This is a genomic window from Mesorhizobium tamadayense, assembly GCF_003863365.1.
Lineage (GTDB): Bacteria > Pseudomonadota > Alphaproteobacteria > Rhizobiales > Rhizobiaceae > Mesorhizobium > Mesorhizobium tamadayense.
In genome coordinates this window covers 31,093-50,301 of sequence record NZ_RQXT01000009.1, presented here as the reverse complement: position 1 = coordinate 50,301, position 19,209 = coordinate 31,093, and the positions used below count along the sequence as shown (strand labels likewise).

At 63.9% G+C, this 19,209-nt stretch carries 19 protein-coding genes; 6 read left to right on the top strand and 13 right to left on the bottom strand.

Annotated elements, in window-relative coordinates; translation table 11 throughout:
- Window positions 1–74: 74 nt before the first annotated feature.
- The 3 genes from EH240_RS09825 to EH240_RS09815 are packed head-to-tail and all read left to right on the top strand — an operon-like array spanning window position 75 to window position 2,655.
- The gene (locus EH240_RS09825; protein WP_124997602.1) at window positions 75–1,286 is read left to right on the top strand and encodes an NADP-dependent isocitrate dehydrogenase; all 1,212 of its coding nucleotides are present in this window, start codon (window positions 75–77) and stop codon (window positions 1,284–1,286) included.
- Between the two features lie 2 nt (window positions 1,287–1,288).
- Window positions 1,289–2,032, top strand: coding sequence for a hypothetical protein (locus tag EH240_RS09820; protein ID WP_124997845.1), 744 nt, complete (start codon window positions 1,289–1,291; stop codon window positions 2,030–2,032).
- Window positions 2,029–2,655, top strand: a complete 627-nt coding sequence (locus EH240_RS09815) for a glutathione S-transferase family protein (protein ID WP_124997600.1) — start codon at window positions 2,029–2,031, stop codon at window positions 2,653–2,655. Before EH240_RS09820 ends, EH240_RS09815 begins: the two co-directional genes overlap by 4 nt.
- 48 nt (window positions 2,656–2,703) lie before the next feature.
- Here the strand turns inward: EH240_RS09815 and EH240_RS09810 are convergent, their stop codons facing one another.
- The 5 genes from EH240_RS09810 to recA form a co-directional block, all read right to left on the bottom strand.
- Window positions 2,704–3,183: a DUF2269 family protein gene (locus EH240_RS09810; RefSeq protein WP_124997599.1), complete on the bottom strand. Its 480-nt coding sequence runs from the start codon at window positions 3,181–3,183 to the stop codon at window positions 2,704–2,706.
- Window positions 3,184–3,238: 55 nt separating this feature from the next.
- Window positions 3,239–3,523 carry a DoxX-like family protein gene (locus tag EH240_RS38810; protein ID WP_245435900.1) on the bottom strand — a complete coding sequence of 95 codons (285 nt, stop codon included), beginning with the start codon at window positions 3,521–3,523 and terminating at the stop codon, window positions 3,239–3,241.
- Between the two features lie 8 nt (window positions 3,524–3,531).
- Window positions 3,532–4,419 carry an NAD(P)H-binding protein gene (locus EH240_RS09805; protein ID WP_245435898.1) on the bottom strand — a complete coding sequence of 296 codons (888 nt, stop codon included), beginning with the start codon at window positions 4,417–4,419 and terminating at the stop codon, window positions 3,532–3,534.
- 65 nt (window positions 4,420–4,484) lie between these two features.
- Entirely contained in the window at window positions 4,485–7,151 is a 2,667-nt protein-coding gene (gene alaS, locus EH240_RS09800; protein WP_124997598.1) for an alanine--tRNA ligase, read from the bottom strand.
- A 328-nt stretch (window positions 7,152–7,479) separates the two neighbouring features.
- Window positions 7,480–8,577, bottom strand: a complete 1,098-nt coding sequence (gene recA, locus EH240_RS09795; RefSeq protein WP_027028105.1) for a recombinase RecA — start codon at window positions 8,575–8,577, stop codon at window positions 7,480–7,482.
- 284 nt (window positions 8,578–8,861) lie between these two features.
- On the opposite strand from recA, the gene EH240_RS09790 reads away from it, so the two are divergent.
- Together EH240_RS09790 and EH240_RS09785 are read left to right on the top strand one after the other, a co-directional pair.
- Window positions 8,862–9,800: a carbohydrate kinase family protein gene (locus EH240_RS09790; RefSeq protein WP_124997596.1), complete on the top strand. Its 939-nt coding sequence runs from the start codon at window positions 8,862–8,864 to the stop codon at window positions 9,798–9,800.
- 51 nt (window positions 9,801–9,851) lie between these two features.
- Window positions 9,852–10,769 (top strand): pseudouridine-5'-phosphate glycosidase, encoded by a 918-nt coding sequence (locus tag EH240_RS09785; RefSeq protein WP_124997594.1) that lies wholly within the window; start codon window positions 9,852–9,854, stop codon window positions 10,767–10,769.
- Between the two features lie 3 nt (window positions 10,770–10,772).
- On the opposite strand, the gene EH240_RS09780 is transcribed toward EH240_RS09785, so the two are convergent.
- The gene (locus EH240_RS09780) at window positions 10,773–11,096 is read right to left on the bottom strand and encodes a TfoX/Sxy family protein (protein WP_124997592.1); all 324 of its coding nucleotides are present in this window, start codon (window positions 11,094–11,096) and stop codon (window positions 10,773–10,775) included.
- An 89-nt stretch (window positions 11,097–11,185) separates the two neighbouring features.
- On the opposite strand from EH240_RS09780, the gene EH240_RS09775 reads away from it, so the two are divergent.
- Window positions 11,186–11,683: a GFA family protein gene (locus tag EH240_RS09775; RefSeq protein WP_124997590.1), complete on the top strand. Its 498-nt coding sequence runs from the start codon at window positions 11,186–11,188 to the stop codon at window positions 11,681–11,683.
- 4 nt (window positions 11,684–11,687) lie between these two features.
- Here the strand turns inward: EH240_RS09775 and sufA are convergent, their stop codons facing one another.
- The 7 genes from sufA to EH240_RS09740 form a co-directional block, all read right to left on the bottom strand.
- Window positions 11,688–12,068 (bottom strand): Fe-S cluster assembly scaffold SufA, encoded by a 381-nt coding sequence (gene sufA, locus EH240_RS09770; protein WP_124997588.1) that lies wholly within the window; start codon window positions 12,066–12,068, stop codon window positions 11,688–11,690.
- 165 nt (window positions 12,069–12,233) lie between these two features.
- Window positions 12,234–12,626 carry an SUF system Fe-S cluster assembly protein gene (locus tag EH240_RS09765; protein ID WP_124997586.1) on the bottom strand — a complete coding sequence of 131 codons (393 nt, stop codon included), beginning with the start codon at window positions 12,624–12,626 and terminating at the stop codon, window positions 12,234–12,236.
- A 5-nt stretch (window positions 12,627–12,631) separates the two neighbouring features.
- The gene (locus tag EH240_RS09760) at window positions 12,632–13,873 is read right to left on the bottom strand and encodes a cysteine desulfurase (protein WP_124997843.1); all 1,242 of its coding nucleotides are present in this window, start codon (window positions 13,871–13,873) and stop codon (window positions 12,632–12,634) included.
- A 190-nt stretch (window positions 13,874–14,063) separates the two neighbouring features.
- Window positions 14,064–15,335 (bottom strand): Fe-S cluster assembly protein SufD, encoded by a 1,272-nt coding sequence (gene sufD, locus EH240_RS09755; protein ID WP_124997584.1) that lies wholly within the window; start codon window positions 15,333–15,335, stop codon window positions 14,064–14,066.
- Window positions 15,336–15,360: 25 nt separating this feature from the next.
- A complete protein-coding gene (gene sufC / locus EH240_RS09750) occupies window positions 15,361–16,116 on the bottom strand; it encodes a Fe-S cluster assembly ATPase SufC (RefSeq protein WP_124997582.1) in 756 nt (251 codons plus the stop codon).
- A gap of 26 nt (window positions 16,117–16,142) precedes the next feature.
- Window positions 16,143–17,660: a Fe-S cluster assembly protein SufB gene (sufB, locus tag EH240_RS09745; protein WP_124997580.1), complete on the bottom strand. Its 1,518-nt coding sequence runs from the start codon at window positions 17,658–17,660 to the stop codon at window positions 16,143–16,145.
- Window positions 17,661–17,896: 236 nt separating this feature from the next.
- Entirely contained in the window at window positions 17,897–19,057 is a 1,161-nt protein-coding gene (locus tag EH240_RS09740; protein ID WP_124997578.1) for a cysteine desulfurase family protein, read from the bottom strand.
- Between the last annotated feature and the right edge of the window lie 152 nt (window positions 19,058–19,209).

Here is a 19,209-nt window from a genome sequence, read left to right as displayed (position 1 = left end):
TACGCTCCGCAACCCCGGCCTGAAACCATGCGGGCAAGGCCGTTCAGATCCCCCAGCAACGAGGCATTCTTTCCATGGCGAAGATCAAGGTGGCGAACCCGGTCGTCGAGCTCGACGGCGACGAGATGACCCGCATCATCTGGCAGTTCATCAAGGACAAGCTGATCCACCCCTATCTCGACCTCAAACTGGATTATTACGACCTCAGCATAGAGCACCGCGACGCCACCAACGACCAGGTGACGATCGACTCGGCCAACGCCATCAAGAAACACGGCGTTGGCGTTAAATGCGCGACGATCACGCCCGACGAGCAGCGCGTCGAGGAATTCAAGCTGAAGAAGATGTGGAAGTCGCCGAACGGCACCATCCGCAACATCCTCGGCGGCACAATCTTCCGCGAGCCGATCATCATGAAGAACGTGCCGCGCCTGGTGCCGGGCTGGACCAAGCCGATCATCGTCGGCCGCCACGCCTTCGGCGACCAGTATCGCGCCACCGACTTCCGCTATCCCGGCAAGGGCAAGCTGACGATCAAGTTCGTCGGCGAGGACGGCACGGTGATCGAGCACGACGTCTTCGACGCGCCGGCGGCTGGCGTCGCCATGGCCATGTACAATCTCGACGAATCGATCCGCGAGTTTGCCCGCGCCTCGTTGAACTACGGCCTGCTGCGCAACTACCCGGTCTACCTCTCGACCAAGAACACCATCCTCAAGGCCTATGACGGCCGCTTCAAGGACATCTTCCAGGAGGTCTACGAGAAGGAGTTCGAGGCCGAGTTCAAGGCGAGAAAGCTCTGGTACGAGCACCGGCTGATCGACGACATGGTGGCTTCCAGCCTGAAATGGTCGGGCGGCTATGTCTGGGCCTGCAAGAACTATGACGGCGATGTGCAGTCCGACACAGTGGCGCAGGGCTTCGGCTCGCTCGGCCTGATGACCTCGGTGCTGATGACGCCGGACGGCAAAACGGTGGAAGCGGAAGCAGCGCACGGCACCGTCACCCGCCACTACCGCCAGCACCAGAAGGGCGAGGAAACCTCGACCAATTCGATCGCCTCGATCTTCGCCTGGACGCGCGGCCTCGCCCATCGCGCCAAGCTCGACGACAATGCCGAGCTGAAGCGCTTCGCCGAGACGCTGGAGAAGGTCTGCATCCAGACCGTCGAGTCCGGCTTCATGACCAAGGACCTGTCGCTGCTGATCGGTCCCGACCAGCCCTGGCTGTCGACCACCGGCTTCCTCGACAAGATCGACGAGAACCTCCAGAAGGCGATGGGGTGACGATGCGGACCTTGGCTGACAAGGTCCGTATCTGTGCGGCAAACAACGCCGATCTTTACGAAGCAGTGTTTCGGGCTCTCGGACTGAGGGAGCACCGAAACCCGTTCATGTGGTGGAGCGAGTCGCCGGCTCCGCCTTTCTACTCCAATCTGACGACTCTGGATCCCGACGCCATCGAGCCTCAGCTCAAAGCGGTCAAACAGTTAAGTTCGGTGCTTGAAGGCCCATTTGCAGTCAAGGACGGGTTTTGTCGGCTCGACCTGGGCGACGTCGGGTTCAAGCTTCTTTTCGACGCAAGCTGGATTTGGGCCGATCCCGACCGTGCAATCGATAACACCGGTGGTCGCATGGCAGCTGGGTGGCAGCGCATCTGCGATGCCGATGCGCTCCGCGCCTGGGAAAATGCATGGGCCTCCGACAACCCAACTGACCAACGCGTCTTCCCGCCAGCAATACTCGACAATCCTGACGTTGCATTTTTGGGGCGCGCGGCCACCGATGGTTTTGATGCCGGCTGCATCGTGAACCGCTCGCTAGAGGTGGTGGGCCTATCGAATGTCTTTGCGAAAGGCAAAGACGTTGAAACCGTCTATCAAGATGCCACGAGTGCAACTTTTACCTACGCCAACGATCTTCCGCTCGTGGGATATGAGCATGATGACGCGCTGCGGGCAGCGCGCATAGCCGGCTTCGAGCCGATCGGGAATTTGCGCATTTGGCTTCAGCTTAGCGAGGGAACAGCGTGACCAAGCCGATCCTCTACGGCGCCGATTACAGCGTCTATGTCCGCATCGCGCGGATGGCGCTGGAGGAAAAGGGCGTCGACTACGAGCTCGTCCCTCTCGACATCTTTGCCGCCGACGGCATTCCTGCCTGGTATCTTGAGCATCACCCATTCGGCCGCATCCCGGCCTTCGAGCATGACGGGTTTCGTCTCTTCGAGACCGGCGCGATCGCGCGCTATGTCGACGAAGCCTTCGACGGCCCGGCCCTGCAGCCGATGGATCCGCGCGGCCGCGCGCGGATGGGCCAGATCGCCTGCATGCTCGACGCCTATGGCTACCGCGCTATGGTCTGGGATGTCGCGGTGGAGCGGCTGGAGAAGGCGCCAGCCGACGAGGAGCTGATCGCCGGCGGGCTCAGGCAAGCGGGAACGGTGCTCAAGGTGCTGACGTCGCTAAAGGCAGAAGGACCATGGCTGCTGGGCGACCAGCTGACGCTGGCCGACCTGCACGCAGCACCCATCATCGCCTATTTCGTCAAGGTTGCCGAAGGGCGCAACCTGCTGGCGCGGTTTGCGGATATCCAGAATTGGTATGCGCGCATCACCGCCCGTTCGAGTTTCGCTAGGACGCAGAAAGCCGGCTGAAGCGGCCGGCGTCGGCTTGCAGCGGGTAAAGGCCACCAGGGCTGCCTGCTAGAATCCTATATCCGGCCGGGTCGCCATCAGCCAGAGGATTGCAAGCACCGCGCCAAAGGCTGGAAAGCCGCAGACAAACCAGATGCGAAACAGGCGCTTTTGCGCATCCGGCAACGGTGCCTGTTCACGGGCTGCTTGTCGTGCCAGATCGCGCATGCGCATCTGGATCCAGACGACCGGCAGCCAGAAGGCGCCGGCAACCGCATAAAGCAGCAGCGAAAGCACGATCCAGCCTTGGCTGAGCGGCCATCCCATCTCGCGCGCCAGCAACGCGCCGCTGATCGGCTGGACGACAACAGCCGTTGCCGTGAAGATGGCGTCGGCGATGACGACCGTCCCGGCGACGTGGGCGACGATCTCGGGCCGGCCCGTTCGCTGCGCCATGAGCATGAAGAACGCAATACCGGCGCCGGTGCCGAACAGCATCGTGGCGCCAATCACATGCAGCCATCGCAGCAAGTCGGCCCAGATGCTCATCGCTCTTCCAAAATCGCCAGAGCCACCAAGACGAGGCAAAGCATCGGCACGGCCTTTACGATGGCCCGAGAGGATCGAGCCACAGATCGGGAGCAAGCCCCGTTGCGGCGGCAAGGTAGAGTAATGTGACGGCAACCATCGCTATCAGCGCCAATCGTGCGAAAGGTCGAACGACAACCGCGGCGCCGACAACGATGTCCGCAACGCTTCCGGCGAGAACCATACCGGACGCCAGGGCTCCCGGCAGGCCACGCGAGATAAGAATGTCGGCGGCCGCATCCTGCCGGACAAGCCCGACAATGCCCGAAACCAGCCAGAACGCGGACAAGACGGCAAACACGATCGGCTTCAGCAGCCAAAGGCGCGCGAACCACCGCTCCTGAACCTGCGCCGGCATAGCCGCCAGCGTTGCTTCCAAAGGTTGCGGTGGGCGATCAGTGATTTCGGCCCAGGGTTTCGGGTTGCCGGTAACGCGCCCTTCTCGAGCGCGGCAAGCGCCGCGCTGCGCAAGGGAGATCGCCACCCAAGAAGGCCGAGCCCATCGGCGGCTGTGCCGGCGAGCCGGCCGACAATCGCCGGCACAGCCACGACCGGCGCCTTTGGCAAGCCGAGCCAGGCCCGGAATTCGAGGAGGACGGCGCCAAGAGGTCTGGCGCGTTCCTCGACGAGATCGATGATCTGCCCGCGCGCCAGAGACCCGCCGACGGCGCGCGATACCGCCTCGGCGACATCCATGACGGATACCGTCTGGATCGGTCGGTCCGCAAGCACGGCTGGGATGAACGATGGAAATGCGGCCAGCGCGCGCAACAAAGCCGTTCCGCCATAGGCGGCGGGCGCTATGACCAGGCCGGGCCGCAAGATCGTCCATTCCAGGGAGGACGACGCGACAGCCCGGTCGCCTTCGGCCTTGGTCCGAAAGAAGGCGTTGTCGGAATCGAGGTCGGCGCCGATCGCCGGAATCTGCACCAGTCGGCGCGCACCGGCCTGTTCGCAAGCGGTGACGAGAGCAGCGACCGACAGCCAGTGGATGGCGTCCAGATGATCGCGCGGACCGTCCTGCAAGGCACCGGAGGCATTCACAACCGCCTCCACGCCGGCAAGCAAGGGGCCCCAGTCGGCCGCCGCGAGCAGTCGCGACATGTCCGCCAAAATCCACTCTACGCCCGGCTTGCGCCGCCGCGCCTCGCGGACGTCACGACCGAGCCCCACGAGGTCGTGGCCGTCCTCGATCAAGCGTCCGAGGACGGCTTCTCCGATCAGTCCGTAGCCGCCAAGGACGAGGACCTTCATCCGCTGGCTCAGGCGGCTTCCAGCGCTGCTCTCACCGCCGCGATCGCGTCATCGGCCTTGGAGGCATCGGGGCCGCCGGCCTGGGCCATGTCGGGACGCCCGCCGCCGCCCTGCCCGCCGAGTGCCGCCGAGGCGACGCGAACGAGGTCGATGGCGCTGAAGCGGCCGGTCAGGTCGTCGGTGACGGCGACCACCACGCTTGCCTTGTTATCCTCGCCGGCGCCGACGAAGACGACGACGCCGGACCCAAGCGTCTTCTTGCCTGCATCGGCAAGCGGCTTCAGGTCCTTGGGCGATACGCCCGAGACCGCCTTGCCGAGGAAACCGACGCCGGCGATGGTCTCGTTCTCGGCCGGCGCGCCGGCGGGCGAGCGGTCGCCAAGCGCCAGCTTCTTGCGCGCCTCGCTCAATTCCTTCTCGAGCTTCTTGCGCTCCTCGAGCAGCGCCGCAACGCGAGCCGGCACCTCGGCCGGCGCGATCTTCAAGGTTGCCGCGGCGGCCTTGAGGCGCCTGTCCTGCTCGTCGAGATGCCTGCGCGCCGCCTCGCCGGTCAACGCCTCTATGCGGCGCACGCCGGCGGCCACAGCGCTGTCCGACAGGATGCGCACCAGGCCGATATCGCCCGTCGACCTGACATGCGTGCCGCCGCAGAGCTCGACCGAATAGGGGCGGTTGGCCCTGGCGCCATGCAGCCCGGTGCCCATCGAAACCACGCGCACCTCGTCGCCGTACTTCTCGCCGAACAACGCCATGGCGCCTTCGGCAATCGCATCGTCGACCGACATCAGGCGCGTCGTCACCGGGCTGTTCTGCACCACGATCTCGTTCGCCATGCGCTCGACCTCCTCCAACTCGTTGGGCGAGATCGGCTTGTTGTGCGAGATGTCGAAGCGCAGCCGATCCGGCGCGACTAGCGAGCCCTTCTGCGCGACATGCGTGCCCAGCACCTCGCGCAGCGCCTCGTGGACGAGATGCGTCGCGGAATGGTTGGCGCGCAGCTTCGAGCGGCGCGCATGGTCGACCTTCAACTCGACCGCCGCACCTGTCTTGACCGTGCCGCTCGTCACCTTGCCGACATGCACGAACAGGCCGTCGGCCTTCTTCTGCGTGTCGGAAACCTCTATCGAGAAGCCGTCGCCTAAGATCACGCCGGTGTCGCCCATCTGGCCGCCGGATTCGCCATAGAACGGCGTCTGGTTGACGACGACGGCGACCGCTTCGCCCTGCCCGGCGCTGTCGACGGTCTTGCCGTCCTTGACAAGCGCCTGGATCAGACCTTCCGCCTCTTCCGTCTCGTAGCCGAGGAAATCGGTGGCGCCGTTTTTCTCGCGCACCGGGAACCAGACCGTCTCGGTCGCGGCCTCGCCGGAGCCCGCCCAGTGTGCGCGCGCCTCCGCCTTCTGCCGCTCCATCGCGTCGGTGAAGCCGGCGATGTCGACCGAAATGTTGCGCTGGCGCAGCGCATCCTGCGTCAGGTCGAGCGGAAAGCCGTAAGTGTCGTAGAGCTTGAACGCCGTCTCGCCATCCAGCATGTCTCCGGTATGCAAGGTCTCGGTGGCTTCCGAAAGCAGGCCGAGGCCACGCACCAGCGTCTTACGGAAGCGCGTCTCCTCGAGCTTCAGCGTTTCGGTGATCAACGCTTCGCCACGCACCAGTTCCGGATAGGCTTGGCCCATCTCGCGCACCAGCGCCGGCACCAGCTGCCACATCAGCGGCTCTTTGGCGCCGAGCAGCTGGGCATGGCGCATGGCGCGGCGCATGATGCGGCGCAGCACATAGCCGCGGCCTTCATTGGACGGCAGCACGCCGTCGGCCACCAGGAATGAGGACGAGCGCAGATGATCCGCGATCACGCGGAACGATCCTACATTCTCCTGGCTTGGACCGTGGCCGAGCGCGGAGGACGCGACGTCGATCAGATGCCGGAACAAATCCGTCTCGAAGACGCTCTCCACCCCTTGCAGGATGGACGCCATGCGCTCCAGGCCCATGCCAGTGTCGATCGACGGTCGCGGCAGGTCGATGCGTTCGTCCTTCGTTACCTGCTCGTACTGCATGAACACCAGGTTCCAGAATTCGAGGAACCGGTCGCCGTCCTCTTCCGGGGTGCCGGGAGGACCGCCCCAGATGTGCTCGCCGCGGTCGATGAAGATTTCCGAGCACGGCCCGCAAGGTCCGGTGTCGCCCATCGCCCAGAAATTGTCGGAGGTCGGGATGCGGATGATGCGGTCGTCGGAAAAGCCGGCGATCTTCTTCCAGTGGCCGGCCGCCTCGTCATCGGTGTGATAGACGGTGACCAGCAGCTTGTCCTTCTTAAGCCCGAACTCCCGGGTGATCAGGTTCCAGGCAAGCTCGATCGCGCGTTCCTTGAAGTAATCGCCGAACGAGAAATTGCCGAGCATCTCGAAGAAGGTGAGATGGCGCGCGGTGTAGCCGACATTGTCGAGGTCATTGTGCTTGCCGCCGGCGCGCACGCTCTTCTGCGCCGTCGCCGCGCGCGAATAAGGACGCTTCTCCAGGCCGGTGAAGACGTTCTTGAACTGCACCATGCCGGCGTTGGTGAACATCAGCGTCGGATCGTTGCGCGGCACCAGCGGGCTCGATGCGACGATCTCGTGACCCTCCTTGCGGAAGTAGTCGAGGAATGTCGACCGGATCTCGTTCACGCCACTCATGGATACTGCCTTTTTCGCGGGAACCGCCGGCCCGGCCGGCGGCAAATGGGCTTTCGTGTTTCAGAAGATAGATTGGCCTTTTAGCCGCAGCTCTTGACCCTGTCCAGAAACACGGAATTGGACCAGTCCGCAGGCCGCGCAGGGTCTATCCTCCCCCCAAACGCAAACCGCCGGCACGAAGGCCGGCGGTTCGGAACGCATTACTAAAGGACTCGCTTACATAAGCATAACTCAATATACAGGGATTGTGGCCAAACTCCGGCCAACCGCTTGGTTTTACGCAATTCCAGACGGAAAACGCTCAACACTTTCCTGGAATTGCTCGGTCCTACATGGCGCCGGCTTCGTCCTCGAAACCGTCGTCGCCGCCTTCGGAGCCGCCGTTTTCGAGGAATTTCTCGGCGATCAGTCCGGCATTCTGCCTCAGCGCCAGCTCGATCTCGCGTGCCGTGTCGGGATTGTCGCGCAGGAAAAGCTTGGCGTTCTCGCGACCCTGGCCGAGACGCTGCGAATTGTAGGAGAACCAGGCGCCCGACTTCTCGACCACGCCGGCCTTGACCCCGAGATCGACGAGCTCGCCGGTCTTCGACACGCCCTCGCCATACATGATGTCGAACTCGACCACCTTGAAGGGCGGGGCCAGCTTGTTCTTCACCACCTTGACGCGGGTCTGGTTGCCGACCACCTCGTCGCGATCCTTGACCGAGCCGATGCGGCGGATGTCGAGCCGCACCGAGGCATAGAACTTCAGCGCGTTGCCGCCGGTCGTCGTCTCCGGCGAGCCGAACATGACGCCGATCTTCATGCGGATCTGGTTGATGAAGATGACCATGGTGTTGGAGCGCGAGATCGAGGCGGTCAGCTTGCGCAGCGCCTGGCTCATCAGGCGAGCCTGTAGGCCGGGCAGGGAATCGCCCATCTCACCCTCGATTTCGGCGCGCGGCGTCAGTGCCGCCACCGAATCGACCACCAGCACGTCGATGGCGCCGGAGCGCACCAGCGTGTCGCAGATCTCCAGCGCCTGCTCGCCGGTGTCGGGCTGCGAGATCAGGAGGTTCTCGAGGTCGACGCCGAGCTTGCGGGCATAGACCGGATCGAGCGCATGCTCGGCATCGACGAAGGCGCAGATGCCGCCCTTCTTCTGGGCTTCCGCAACCGTGTGCAGCGCCAGCGTCGTCTTGCCCGAGCTTTCCGGCCCGTAGATTTCGATGATGCGGCCGCGCGGCAGCCCGCCGACGCCGAGCGCGATGTCGAGGCCGAGCGATCCCGTCGGCACGGTTTCGATCTCGACAACCTGCTCGTTGGCGCCGAGGCGCATGATCGAGCCCTTGCCGAAGGCGCGCTCGATTTGCGACAGCGCCGCATCCAGAGCCTTTGATTTGTCCACTGCCTTATCCTCTACAAGCCGCAAAGTATTCTGAGCCATGATACATCACCCCTTGGTCGTCAATGAAGGCCGGACAATCCGTGATCCCTGCTGTTTTGTACCTTTTTTGTTCTCATTTGGCAAGGGGCAGCAACCAACTGAAAAATAATCAATATCCTGATTTGTTCTATTTCTGTCTCACTAAATCGAGAGCGGCCAGCGCTGCTGGCCCAAAAAAAGAGACTTCGATATCCAGCCGACCCGAATCGCGACGCCGATTGCGGGGCGATGCGCAGAAACCTAGTGTGCGCACGCGAACAATCAACGAAGGTTACCTCCGCGGCATGCCGACATCCCCAAGAATCCTGGCGCTGGGCGGCGCCCATATCGACAGGCGCGGCCAGGTGTCGGGCGCCTATGTGCCCGCCGCCTCCAACCCCGGCATCATGCGCGAGGAGGTCGGCGGCGGCGTCTTCAACGCGCTGCGCAGCGTGGTGAAGCGCGGCGTGTCGGCCTCGCTGCTTTCGGTGCGCGGCGGCGATGCGGCGGCCGAGACCGTCGCATCGGCGATCGCCGGCGCCGGCATCGACGATCTTTCGGTGGTGTTTCTCGACCGCACGACGCCGAGCTATACGGCGCTGATCGACAGCGAGGGCGAGCTTATCGTCGGCTTTGCCGATATGGGCCTCTACGATCTCGCCTTCCCCAAGCAGATCCGCCGCGCCAAGCTGCGCGAGGCGATCGCCGAGGCGGACGCGATCCTGTGCGACGCGAACCTGCCGACGGCGGCGCTCGAGCGATTGATGACGCAAGCCGGCGGCAGGCCTGTCTTCGCCATCGCCATCTCGCCGGCCAAGGTCGTGCGGCTGGCGCCGCTGCTCGGCAGTCTGGCGCTGCTGTTCATGAACCGCCGCGAGGCCGGGGCGCTCACCGGCGCGGATATGTCCGGGCAGGATCTTGTCGATGCGCTCAGGCGCGCGGGGCTGGCGGCGGGTGTGGTGACGGCCGGCAGCGCTCCGGTGCTGGGCTTCGACGAGGCTGGCGTCTTTTCCATCGACCCGCCCGCGCCGCGACGTGTCGCCGACGTGACCGGGGCCGGCGACGCGCTGACAGGGGCCACGGTTGCCGCGCTGCTGCGCGGCCTGCCTTTGCGGGCAGCGCTGCGCGAAGGCGTTGCGGCGGCAATGCTCGCCATCGAAAGCGCCGAGGCTGTCCCGTCATTCACCGCCGCCAGTTTCGGCCAAGCGCTGGCCCTTGTGCCGGAGGCGCGGGAGGTGGCATAGGGCCACCAGATCACCTTGCCGAAGCGTTAGGCGCTTCGATCGGAGACAGACATGACGCCGGAAACCGCCCGCCCCTTCATCGACACCCACCCGCCTGTGGCCGAGGCGCTTGCCGCCGGGCGACCGGTGGTGGCGCTGGAAAGCACCATCATCACCCATGGCATGCCCTACCCCGATAATGGCGCGATGGCGGCCAAGGTCGAGCAGATCATTATCGACGGCGGCGCGGTGCCGGCGACGATCGCGGTGGTCGACGGCCGCATCAAGATCGGCCTTTCCGACGGCGAGCGCGAATCGCTCGCCATGACCGGCGACGCCATGAAGCTGTCGCGCGCCGACATCGGCTTCGCCGTCGCTCAAAAGCGCACCGGCGGCACCACGGTTGCCGCCACCATGATCGCGGCCCAAATGGCCGGGATAAAAGTGTTCGCCACCGGCGGCATCGGCGGCGTCCACAAGGGCGCCGAAAAGAGCTTTGATATCTCGGCCGACCTCGACGAGCTGGCGCGCACGCCGGTTATCGTCGTCTCGGCCGGCGCCAAGGCCATCCTCGACATCGAGAAGACGCTGGAAGTGTTGGAAACGCGTGGCGTGCCGGTTATCGGCCATGGCTGCGAGACTATGCCGGCCTTCTGGTCCAGGCATTCGCCGTTCCGCGCGCCGCTGACGCTGCATGCGCCGCAAGACATCGCGCATTTCTACCGGACACGGCAGGCGCTGGGCTTGAGCGGCGGCGTTCTGGTTGCCAATCCGGTTCCGGAAAACGAGGAAATCCCGGCCGCCGAGATGGACGGCTATATACAGGCCGCGCAGAAGGCCGCCGAGGCGCAGAATGTCACCGGCAAGGCGGTGACGCCCTTCCTGCTGTCGAAGATTTTGGAGCTCACCGGCGGCCGCAGCCTGAAAACCAACATAGCGCTGGTCGAGAACAATGCGCGGCTGGCGGCGGAGATCGCGAAGGCGCTGTAGGCTTTATCTCCCCGCGCGCCGTCCAGCCTCATAAGCGCGCCGCGCCCACACCGCCATTTCATCTGGATCGTCGAAGGCGCTGTCCGGCACGCTCCAGTAGGGCATCGCCACCTCCTTGCCGTGCCGCGAGCCGGTATAGGTCCACTGGCTGCAGCCGGCCGCTTCGAAATCCGGGATCGTCTCCTCGTCGGCTTTCAGCATAAGCTCGCCGCGCACGACGACGGCGACGATCACGCCGTCGCAATAGATGCCCTTGCCGCCGAACAGTTTGCGGATGCTGATCGGCCCCAGGCTTTCGAACAACTCTTCAAGGCGTGCATCGTCCATGCGCAATCATCTCATTCGGCATGGGCCCTTGTCATCGCCGCAACCAAAAGCATGCTGACAGGTTGAGATCCGAAATCGGAGTTGCCGCCATGCCCGTCCTGCTCAAAGGCTCCTGCCGCTGCGGCGCCGTCCGCTTCGAGGTGGAAAGCCACACGCCGGTGCCGTTCATGCTCTGCTACTGCTCGATCTGCCGCAAGCAGCAGGGCGGCGGCGGTTTCGCGATCAATCTCGGCGCCGACTACGAGACGCTGAACATCACGGGCAAACGCAGCCTCGGCGTCTACCGCGCCCAGATCGAGGACGACGAGCACCCGCATTGCGAGGTCTCGACCGGCGAGCGCAATTTCTGCCGCAAGTGCGGGGCAGCACTTTGGCTCTACGACCCGACCTGGCCGGACCTCGTCCACCCCTTCGCCTCGGCGATCGACAGCGATCTGCCCAAGCCGCCGGAAAAGGTCCATCTGATGCTGAAATACAAGGCCAACTGGGTGGAGCCCGAGATCGGCAAGAACGACAAGGTGTTCGACGTCTATCCCGAGGAATCGATCGCCGACTGGCACAAGCGGACAGGCATGTGGTTGGATTAGCTTTTCAGGCCGAAGCGCGCGCGTCCGCCAGCGCCTTCAGATCAGCCGGCTTCAGCTCGACGGATTCGCCGCAGCCGCAGGCCGAACTCTGGTTCGGATTCTTGAAGGTGAAGCCGGTGCGCAGCGTCGTCTGCTCGAAATCCATCTCGGTGCCGAGCAGGAAAAGCGCGGCTTCCGGCGCCACATAGACATGCGCGCCGTCGCGCTCGACATGGTCGTCCTTGGAATTCGGCTCGGTGACCAGATCGATCGTGTACTCCATGCCGGCGCAGCCGCCCTTCTTGATACCGAGGCGGATGCCATGCGCGTTGTCGCGCGTGGCGACGATCTCGCGTACCCGGTCGGCGGCCTTGTCGGTCATCGTGATGACGGCGAAGCGTCCCATGTCATTCTCCACGTTCGCGCGGGTTCAAGGCCCGCGGAATGAGTCTGCCTTTAAGATGGTGAAATTTCACCTTCGCTGCAAGTCAGCCGATCTTCTCGTGCCTTTGCCAGAGCAATTCCAGGAAAAGTGCGTAGCGGTTTTCCGTCCGGAATTGCGTCAAGACAACTAATACCATCCGACCGCGACCTGAGCCTCTTCAGACATGCGGTCCGGCGTCCACGGCGGATCGAACACCATGTTGACCTCGACGCCTGAAACGCCCTCGACGGCGCCAACGGCATTCTCGACCCAGCCCGGCATCTCGCCGGCCACCGGGCAGCCTGGCGCGGTCAGCGTCATGTCGATCTTTACCGTGCGGTCGTCCTCGACGTCGATCCTGTAGACGAGGCCGAGCTCGTAGATGTCGGCCGGGATTTCCGGATCATAGACCGTCTTCAGCGCCGAGACGATATCGTCGGTCAGCCGCGCCAGTTCGTCGGCGGGGATAGCCGAGGCCGAGACGACGCCGTTTCCGGCCGTTTCCGGTGCGGTCTCTGCGGTGGTGCTCGCATCTTCCATGGTCGTCATCCGAAGAACTTTCGCGCCTTTTCCAGCGCATCGGCCAAAGCGTCGACTTCGGCCTTGGTGTTGTACATGCCGAACGATGCCCTGCATGTGGAGGTGACACCAAAGCGTTTCAACAGCGGCTGGGCACAATGGGTGCCCGCGCGGACAGCCACGCCCTGCCTATCAATCACCATCGACACGTCGTGGGCATGGATACCTTGCAATTCAAACGAGATGATGGCGCCCTTGTCAGGCGCATCGCCGAAGATGCGCAGCGAGTTGATCGCCCGCAGCCGTTCATGCGCATAAGTCTTGAGGTCCGCCTCGTGCGCAGCGATGCGCTCGCGGCCGACCTTTTCCATGTACTCCAACGCCGCGCCCAGCCCGATCGCCTGCACGATCGGCGGCGTGCCGGCCTCGAAACGGTGCGGCGGCTCGTTGTAGGTGACGATGTCTTGCGTCACCTCCTCGATCATCTCGCCGCCGCCCATGAAGGGGCGCATCTCTTCCAGCATGTGCTTCTTGCCGTAGAGCACGCCGATGCCCGACGGGCCGTAGACCTTGTGGCCGGTGAAGACGAAGAAGTCGCAGTCGAGATCCTGCACGTCGATCGGCATATGCACCGCGCTCTGGCTGCCGTCGACGAGCACCGGGATGCCGCGCGAATGCGCGATGCGCACGATCTCCTTGATCGGCGTCACCGTGCCCAGCGCGTTGGACATATGGGTGATGGCGACAAGCTTTGTGCGAGAGGTCAGCCGCTTCTCGAATTCCTCGATGTGGAAGGCGCCGAGATCGTCGACCGGCACCCAGACGAGCTTCGCGCCCTGCCGCTCGCGGATGAAATGCCACGGCACGATGTTGGAGTGATGCTCCATGATCGAGATCACGATCTCGTCGCCCTCGCCGATCCTCGGCATGCCGTAGCCGTAGGCGACCGTGTTGATCGCCGAGGTGGTGTTGGAGGTGAAGACGATGTTGTCCGTGCTTGGCGCATTGAGGAAGCGCCGCATGGTCTCGCGGGCTTTCTCATAAGCGTCGGTCGCGGCGTTCGACAGGAAATGCAGGCCGCGATGGACGTTGGCGTATTCCTGGGAATAGGCGTGCTGGATGGTGTCGAGGACCACTTGCGGCTTTTGCGCCGAGGCGCCGTTGTCGAGATAGACAAGCGGCTTGCCGTAGACCTGACGCGACAGGATCGGGAAATCGCGGCGGATCGCCTCGACGTCATAGGGAGCGGTTTCGATCTTCTGGTCCATTTCGAAGTCCTTGCCGGCCAAGGCCGAGATCCTTCCAACACCCCTCATCCGACCGAGTTTCGCTCGGCCACCTTCTCCCACAAGGGGAGAAGGTCTAGCACTTTGCCTTCTCCCCTTGTGGGAGAAGGTGGATTGGCGCGTAAGCGCCAAGACGGATGAGGGGTGCGGTCGAGGCCGCGCCTCGACCGCTTCACCCGTGCGTCAAAAACCAGCCGTCGAGCCGCGCTTCCAACGCCTCGACCAGCGCCTCGTCGTCCAATTCCTCGATGACTTCCGCCACGAAGGCCTTCACCAGCAGGCCACGCGCGGTCTTCTCGTTGATGCCGCGCGCCATCAGGTAGAACAGATGGTCGTGGTCGATCTCGGTGACGGTCGCGCCATGGCCGCAGACGACGTCGTCGGCGAAGATTTCCAGCTCCGGCTTGGTCGAGAACTCGCCGTCGTCCGACAGAAGCAGCGTGTTGCAGGCCATCTTGGCGTTGGTCTTCTGCGCGTATTGATGGACGTTGATGCGCCCCTGGAAGACGCCGCGCGCCTTGCCGGTCACCACGTTGCGCATCACTTCGGTGGACGTCGTATGCGGCACCGCGTGATCGAGCACCATGGTGGTGTCGGTATGCGTGTCGCCGGCCAGAAGGTTGATGCCGCGCAGCTTGAAATCCGCGCCTTCACCCGTGGTCCTGACCACGACTTCCTGGCGCACCAGCTTGCCGCCGGCATTCATGATGAACAGCGTGAGTTTCGCATCCTTGCCGATATGCGCCTTGAACTGGGCGAGATGCGTGGCCGTGTCCGGCTGCTCCTGCACGATCAGCCAGGTCACCTCGGCGCCTTCGTCGAGGACGAGTTGGCTCACCGAGCTGATGAGGGCATCGCTGCCCTCGCCCGCCTGGCGCTCGACGATGATCGCCTTGGCGCCGGCGCCGACGCGCGTCAGCAGCCGCACATGCGCCTGGCCGCCGGACTGCAGGTTCTGCAGCTCGATCGGCTTTTCCAGTTGGGTGCCGTCGGCGATATCGACGAAATAGCCGTCGGCGACGAAGGCCGTGTTCAGCGCGCCGATCGCGTCGTCGGCGCCATAGCGATCGAGCCCGGGCGCGACGCTGCCGTCGGTCAGCTTTTCCGATAGACGCTGCACCGTGACGCCATCGATTTCGGGCAGCTTGCTGTTAGAGACCCCGTTCAGCACTGGCAGCACGGCGGAACTGTCGAGGACCGGATCGAGCGCCTTTGCGATGCCGTCGGTCTCGAAGGCCGGCACCGAGGTCAGCAGCCGGCGCAGGTCCGTGTAGTGCCAGGATTCGACGCGCCGCGTCGGCAGGCCGTGCTTGATCGCCTCGATCGCGTCGTCGCGCTTGACCATCACCGCGCCATCGCCGGGCAGCAGCGACAGCCGCTCGCCGAAGGCATCGATAAGCGCCGTCTCGGCCAGTGTCCGCTGGGGCTGTGCATGCATGTTCATTGCTCTCGCCTCACTTGGCCCCGTCTCACGCGGCTTGCCCGATCACGCCGGCATAACCGTTGGTTTCGAGATCGAGCGCCAGCGACTTGTCGCCCGACTTGATGACCTGGCCCTTGTAGAGCACGTGCACGCTGTCCGGCACGATGTGCTCGAGCAGTCGCTGGTAGTGGGTGATGACGACGATGGCGCGGTCCGGTGAGCGCAGCGCATTGACGCCATCGGCGACGATCTTGAGCGCGTCGATGTCGAGCCCGGAATCGGTTTCGTCGAGCACGCAGAGTTTCGGCTCCAGGAGCTTCATCTGCAGGATTTCGGCGCGCTTCTTCTCGCCGCCGGAGAAGCCGACATTGAGCGGCCGCTTCAGCATGTTCATGTCCATGTTGAGCAAGCCGGCGGCGTCCTTCACGCGCTTCAGGAATTCCGGGATCTTCAGCGGCTCCTCGCCGCGCGCCTTGCGCTGCTCGTTCATCGCCACTTTCAGGAATTCCATGGTCGCGACGCCCGGTATCTCCATCGGATACTGGAAGGCGAGGAAGATGCCGGCGGTGGCGCGTTCGGCCGGATCCATTTCGAGGATCGACTGGCCGTTATAAAGGATGTCGCCTTCGGTGACTTCATAGTCCTCGCGGCCGGCAAGAATGTAGGACAGCGTCGATTTGCCCGAGCCGTTCGGGCCCATGATGGCGGCGACCTCACCGGCTTTGACCGTCAGGTCCAGGCCGCGAATAATCTCGGTGCCGTCGTCGACGATGCGGGCATGCAAATTCTTGATCTCAAGCATATTTTTTTCCTGAATATCTTTCGCGGTCAGCCGACCGAACCCTCTAGGCTGATGCCGATCAGCTTCTGCGCCTCGACGGCGAACTCCATCGGCAGCTGCTGGATGACGTCCTTGACGAAGCCGTTGACGATCAGCGCGATCGCCTCTTCCTCCGGGATGCCGCGCTGCATGACGTAGAATTTCTGGTCCTCGGAAATCTTCGACGTCGTCGCCTCGTGCTCGAACTGCGCCGTCGCGTTCTTGGCTTCCATGTAGGGCACGGTATGCGCGCCGCACTGGTCGCCGATCAGCAGCGAGTCGCAGTTGGTGAAGTTGCGCGCGTTGGTCGCCTTGCGGTGCGCCGAGACCTGGCCGCGATAGGTGTTCTGCGAATAGCCGGCGGCGATGCCCTTGGAGATGATGCGGCTCGACGTGTTCTTGCCGAGATGGATCATCTTGGTGCCGCTATCCACCTGCTGGTAGCCGTTCGACACGGCGATCGAATAGAACTCGCCGCTGGAATCGTCGCCGCGCAGGATGCAGCTCGGATATTTCCAGGTGATGGCCGAGCCGGTCTCGACCTGCGTCCACGAGATCTTCGAGCGGTCGCCGCGGCAGTCGCCGCGCTTGGTGACGAAATTGTAGATACCGCCTTTGCCCTCGGCGTCGCCGGGGTACCAGTTCTGCACCGTCGAATATTTGATCTCGGCATCGTCGAGCGCGATCAGCTCGACCACCGCGGCATGCAGCTGGTTCTCGTCACGCTGCGGCGCCGTGCAGCCTTCGAGGTAGGAAACATAAGCCCCCTCCTCGGCGATGATCAGCGTGCGCTCGAACTGGCCGGTGTTCTTCTCGTTGATGCGGAAATAGGTCGAGAGCTCCATCGGGCAACGCACGCCCTTCGGCACGAACACGAACGAGCCGTCCGTGAACACGGCCGAATTCAGCGTTGCATAGAAATTGTCCGAGGTCGGCACGACGGAACCCAGATATTTCTGCACCAGCTCCGGATGCTCGCGGATCGCTTCCGAGATCGAGCAGAAGATGACGCCGGCCTCGGCCAGCTCCTTCTTGAAGGTTGTGACGACCGAGACCGAATCGAACACCGCGTCGACCGCGACCCGGCCCGACTTGTAGACGTTGTCGTTGGCTTCCTCCAGCTCGGACTCTTCAGTCTTCTGCACGCCCGCGAGGATTTCCTGTTCCTTCAGCGGGATGCCGAGCTTCTCGTAGACCTTGAGCAGTTCAGGATCGACCTCACTCAGCGACTTCGGACCGGGCGTGCTCTTCGGCGCCGCGTAGTAGTGGATGTCCTGGAAGTCGATCTTCGGATAGTGGACGCGCGCCCAGGTCGGCTCTTCCAGCGTCAGCCAGCGCCGATAGGCCCCCAGACGCCATTCCAGCATCCAGTCCGGCTCACCCTTCTTCGCCGAGATGAAGCGAATAATCTCTTCGCTCAGGCCCTTGGGGGCCTTGTCCATCTCGATCTCTGTCTGGAATCCGTATTTATACTGGTCGACGTCGATCTTTCGGACTCGATCGATCGTCTCCTGCACAGCAGGCATAAGCGTTCTCCATCCACGCCGGGGTCAAGGCCCGGCAGTTTTCAAACTATGGCACCGCTGGGATCAGTCCCCGAGGGAACTGACAGCGGAGTAAGCTCCATATAGTGCGTTTCCGCCGGGAATTCACCCATCCAGGACGAAACGCACGGCTCTACCAGGCCGGATGGCCTGAATTTCATTCGAAGAACCGGATTCGAGAGCCGCGCGCGACCTCTTGTCCGATGCTCTTGCCGCCGTCAGGCAGCTTTTTCTTTCCCAGCCCGGCGCGCGGCTATGCCCGCAAGGGCTGCCCGAAACGCCGCGATCTCCTCGGCGCGGGTCGCGCGGCCGATCGAGACGCGCAAGGCGCCGAGGCTGTCGCCACGCCCCATCGCCTTCAGCACATGGCTTGGCCCGACTTTCCCCGACGAGCAGGCAGAGCCGGCCGACAGCGCCACGCCGGCAAGATCGAAGGCGATCTGCGCCGTCTCGGCCTTGATGCCGGGAATAGCGAAGAATGTCGTATTGGCAAGCCTTGGCGCCGCTGCTCCAAAGATTTCCGCGTCAGGGGCGATCTCCCGGACGATCGCCTCGATCTCGTCGCGACGGCGCGCGACCGCTTCGATCTCATCCAGGCCGGCGAGCACTGCCCGCGCCGCGGCGCCGAAACCGGCAATGCCGGCAAGATTCTCGGTGCCGGCGCGATGGCCCTTCTCCTGGCCACCGCCGGTGATCAGCGGCTTCGGCATCATCAGGTCGGCCGCGGCGACGATGGCGCCGACGCCCTTCGGGCCGCCGATCTTGTGCGAGGACAGGATCAGATAATCGGCGTAACCGGCTGACATGTCGATCGGAATCCGCCCGGCCGCCTGCACGGCGTCAACCACGAGCACGCCGCCCGCTTCCTTGACGACTTCGGCGATGCGGCCGATCGGCTGGATCACGCCCGTCTCGTTGTTGGCGGCATGGATAGCGACCAGCGGCAGGCCATTGGCCTTGTCATGCGCCGCGAGCGCCCTGGTCAGCGCCTCGAGATCGGCAATGCCGTTTCGATCGACGCCGATCCGCGTCACCTGCGCGGCGGGAAAACGTCCGCCGCCGAGCACGCAAGGATGGTCGGCCTCGCAGACGTAGAGATGGCTCATGCGGACGGACCCGCGCCCCATCTGCCAGTCGGGGCTAAGCAGCGTCGATGCGGCCTCCGTCGCGCTGGACGTGAAGACGACATGCTCGGGCCTGGCGTTGACCAGGCTTGCCACATCGCGCCTGGCGTCCTCGATCAGCCGGCGCGCCGTGCGCCCCTCGCTGTGGACCGACGACGGATTGGCGGCATCGAGCGCGGCAACCATCGCTGCCCGCGCCTCTGCAACGAGAGGTGCGCTGGCGTTGTGGTCGAGATAGGCGCGGTTTGCGGCCATTTTCCTTCAGTCGGTCCTGTCAGCAGCCATTCCGCGAGGATAGCGCGTTATTTCCTTGAAATTGCAAGGCCAGCCGTCCTATTTACCCGGCTTGCGGCGCGGGAGGCGTTTCGGCCAGTCAGTTTTGAACAATTCTAAACTAGCTTCTAGGA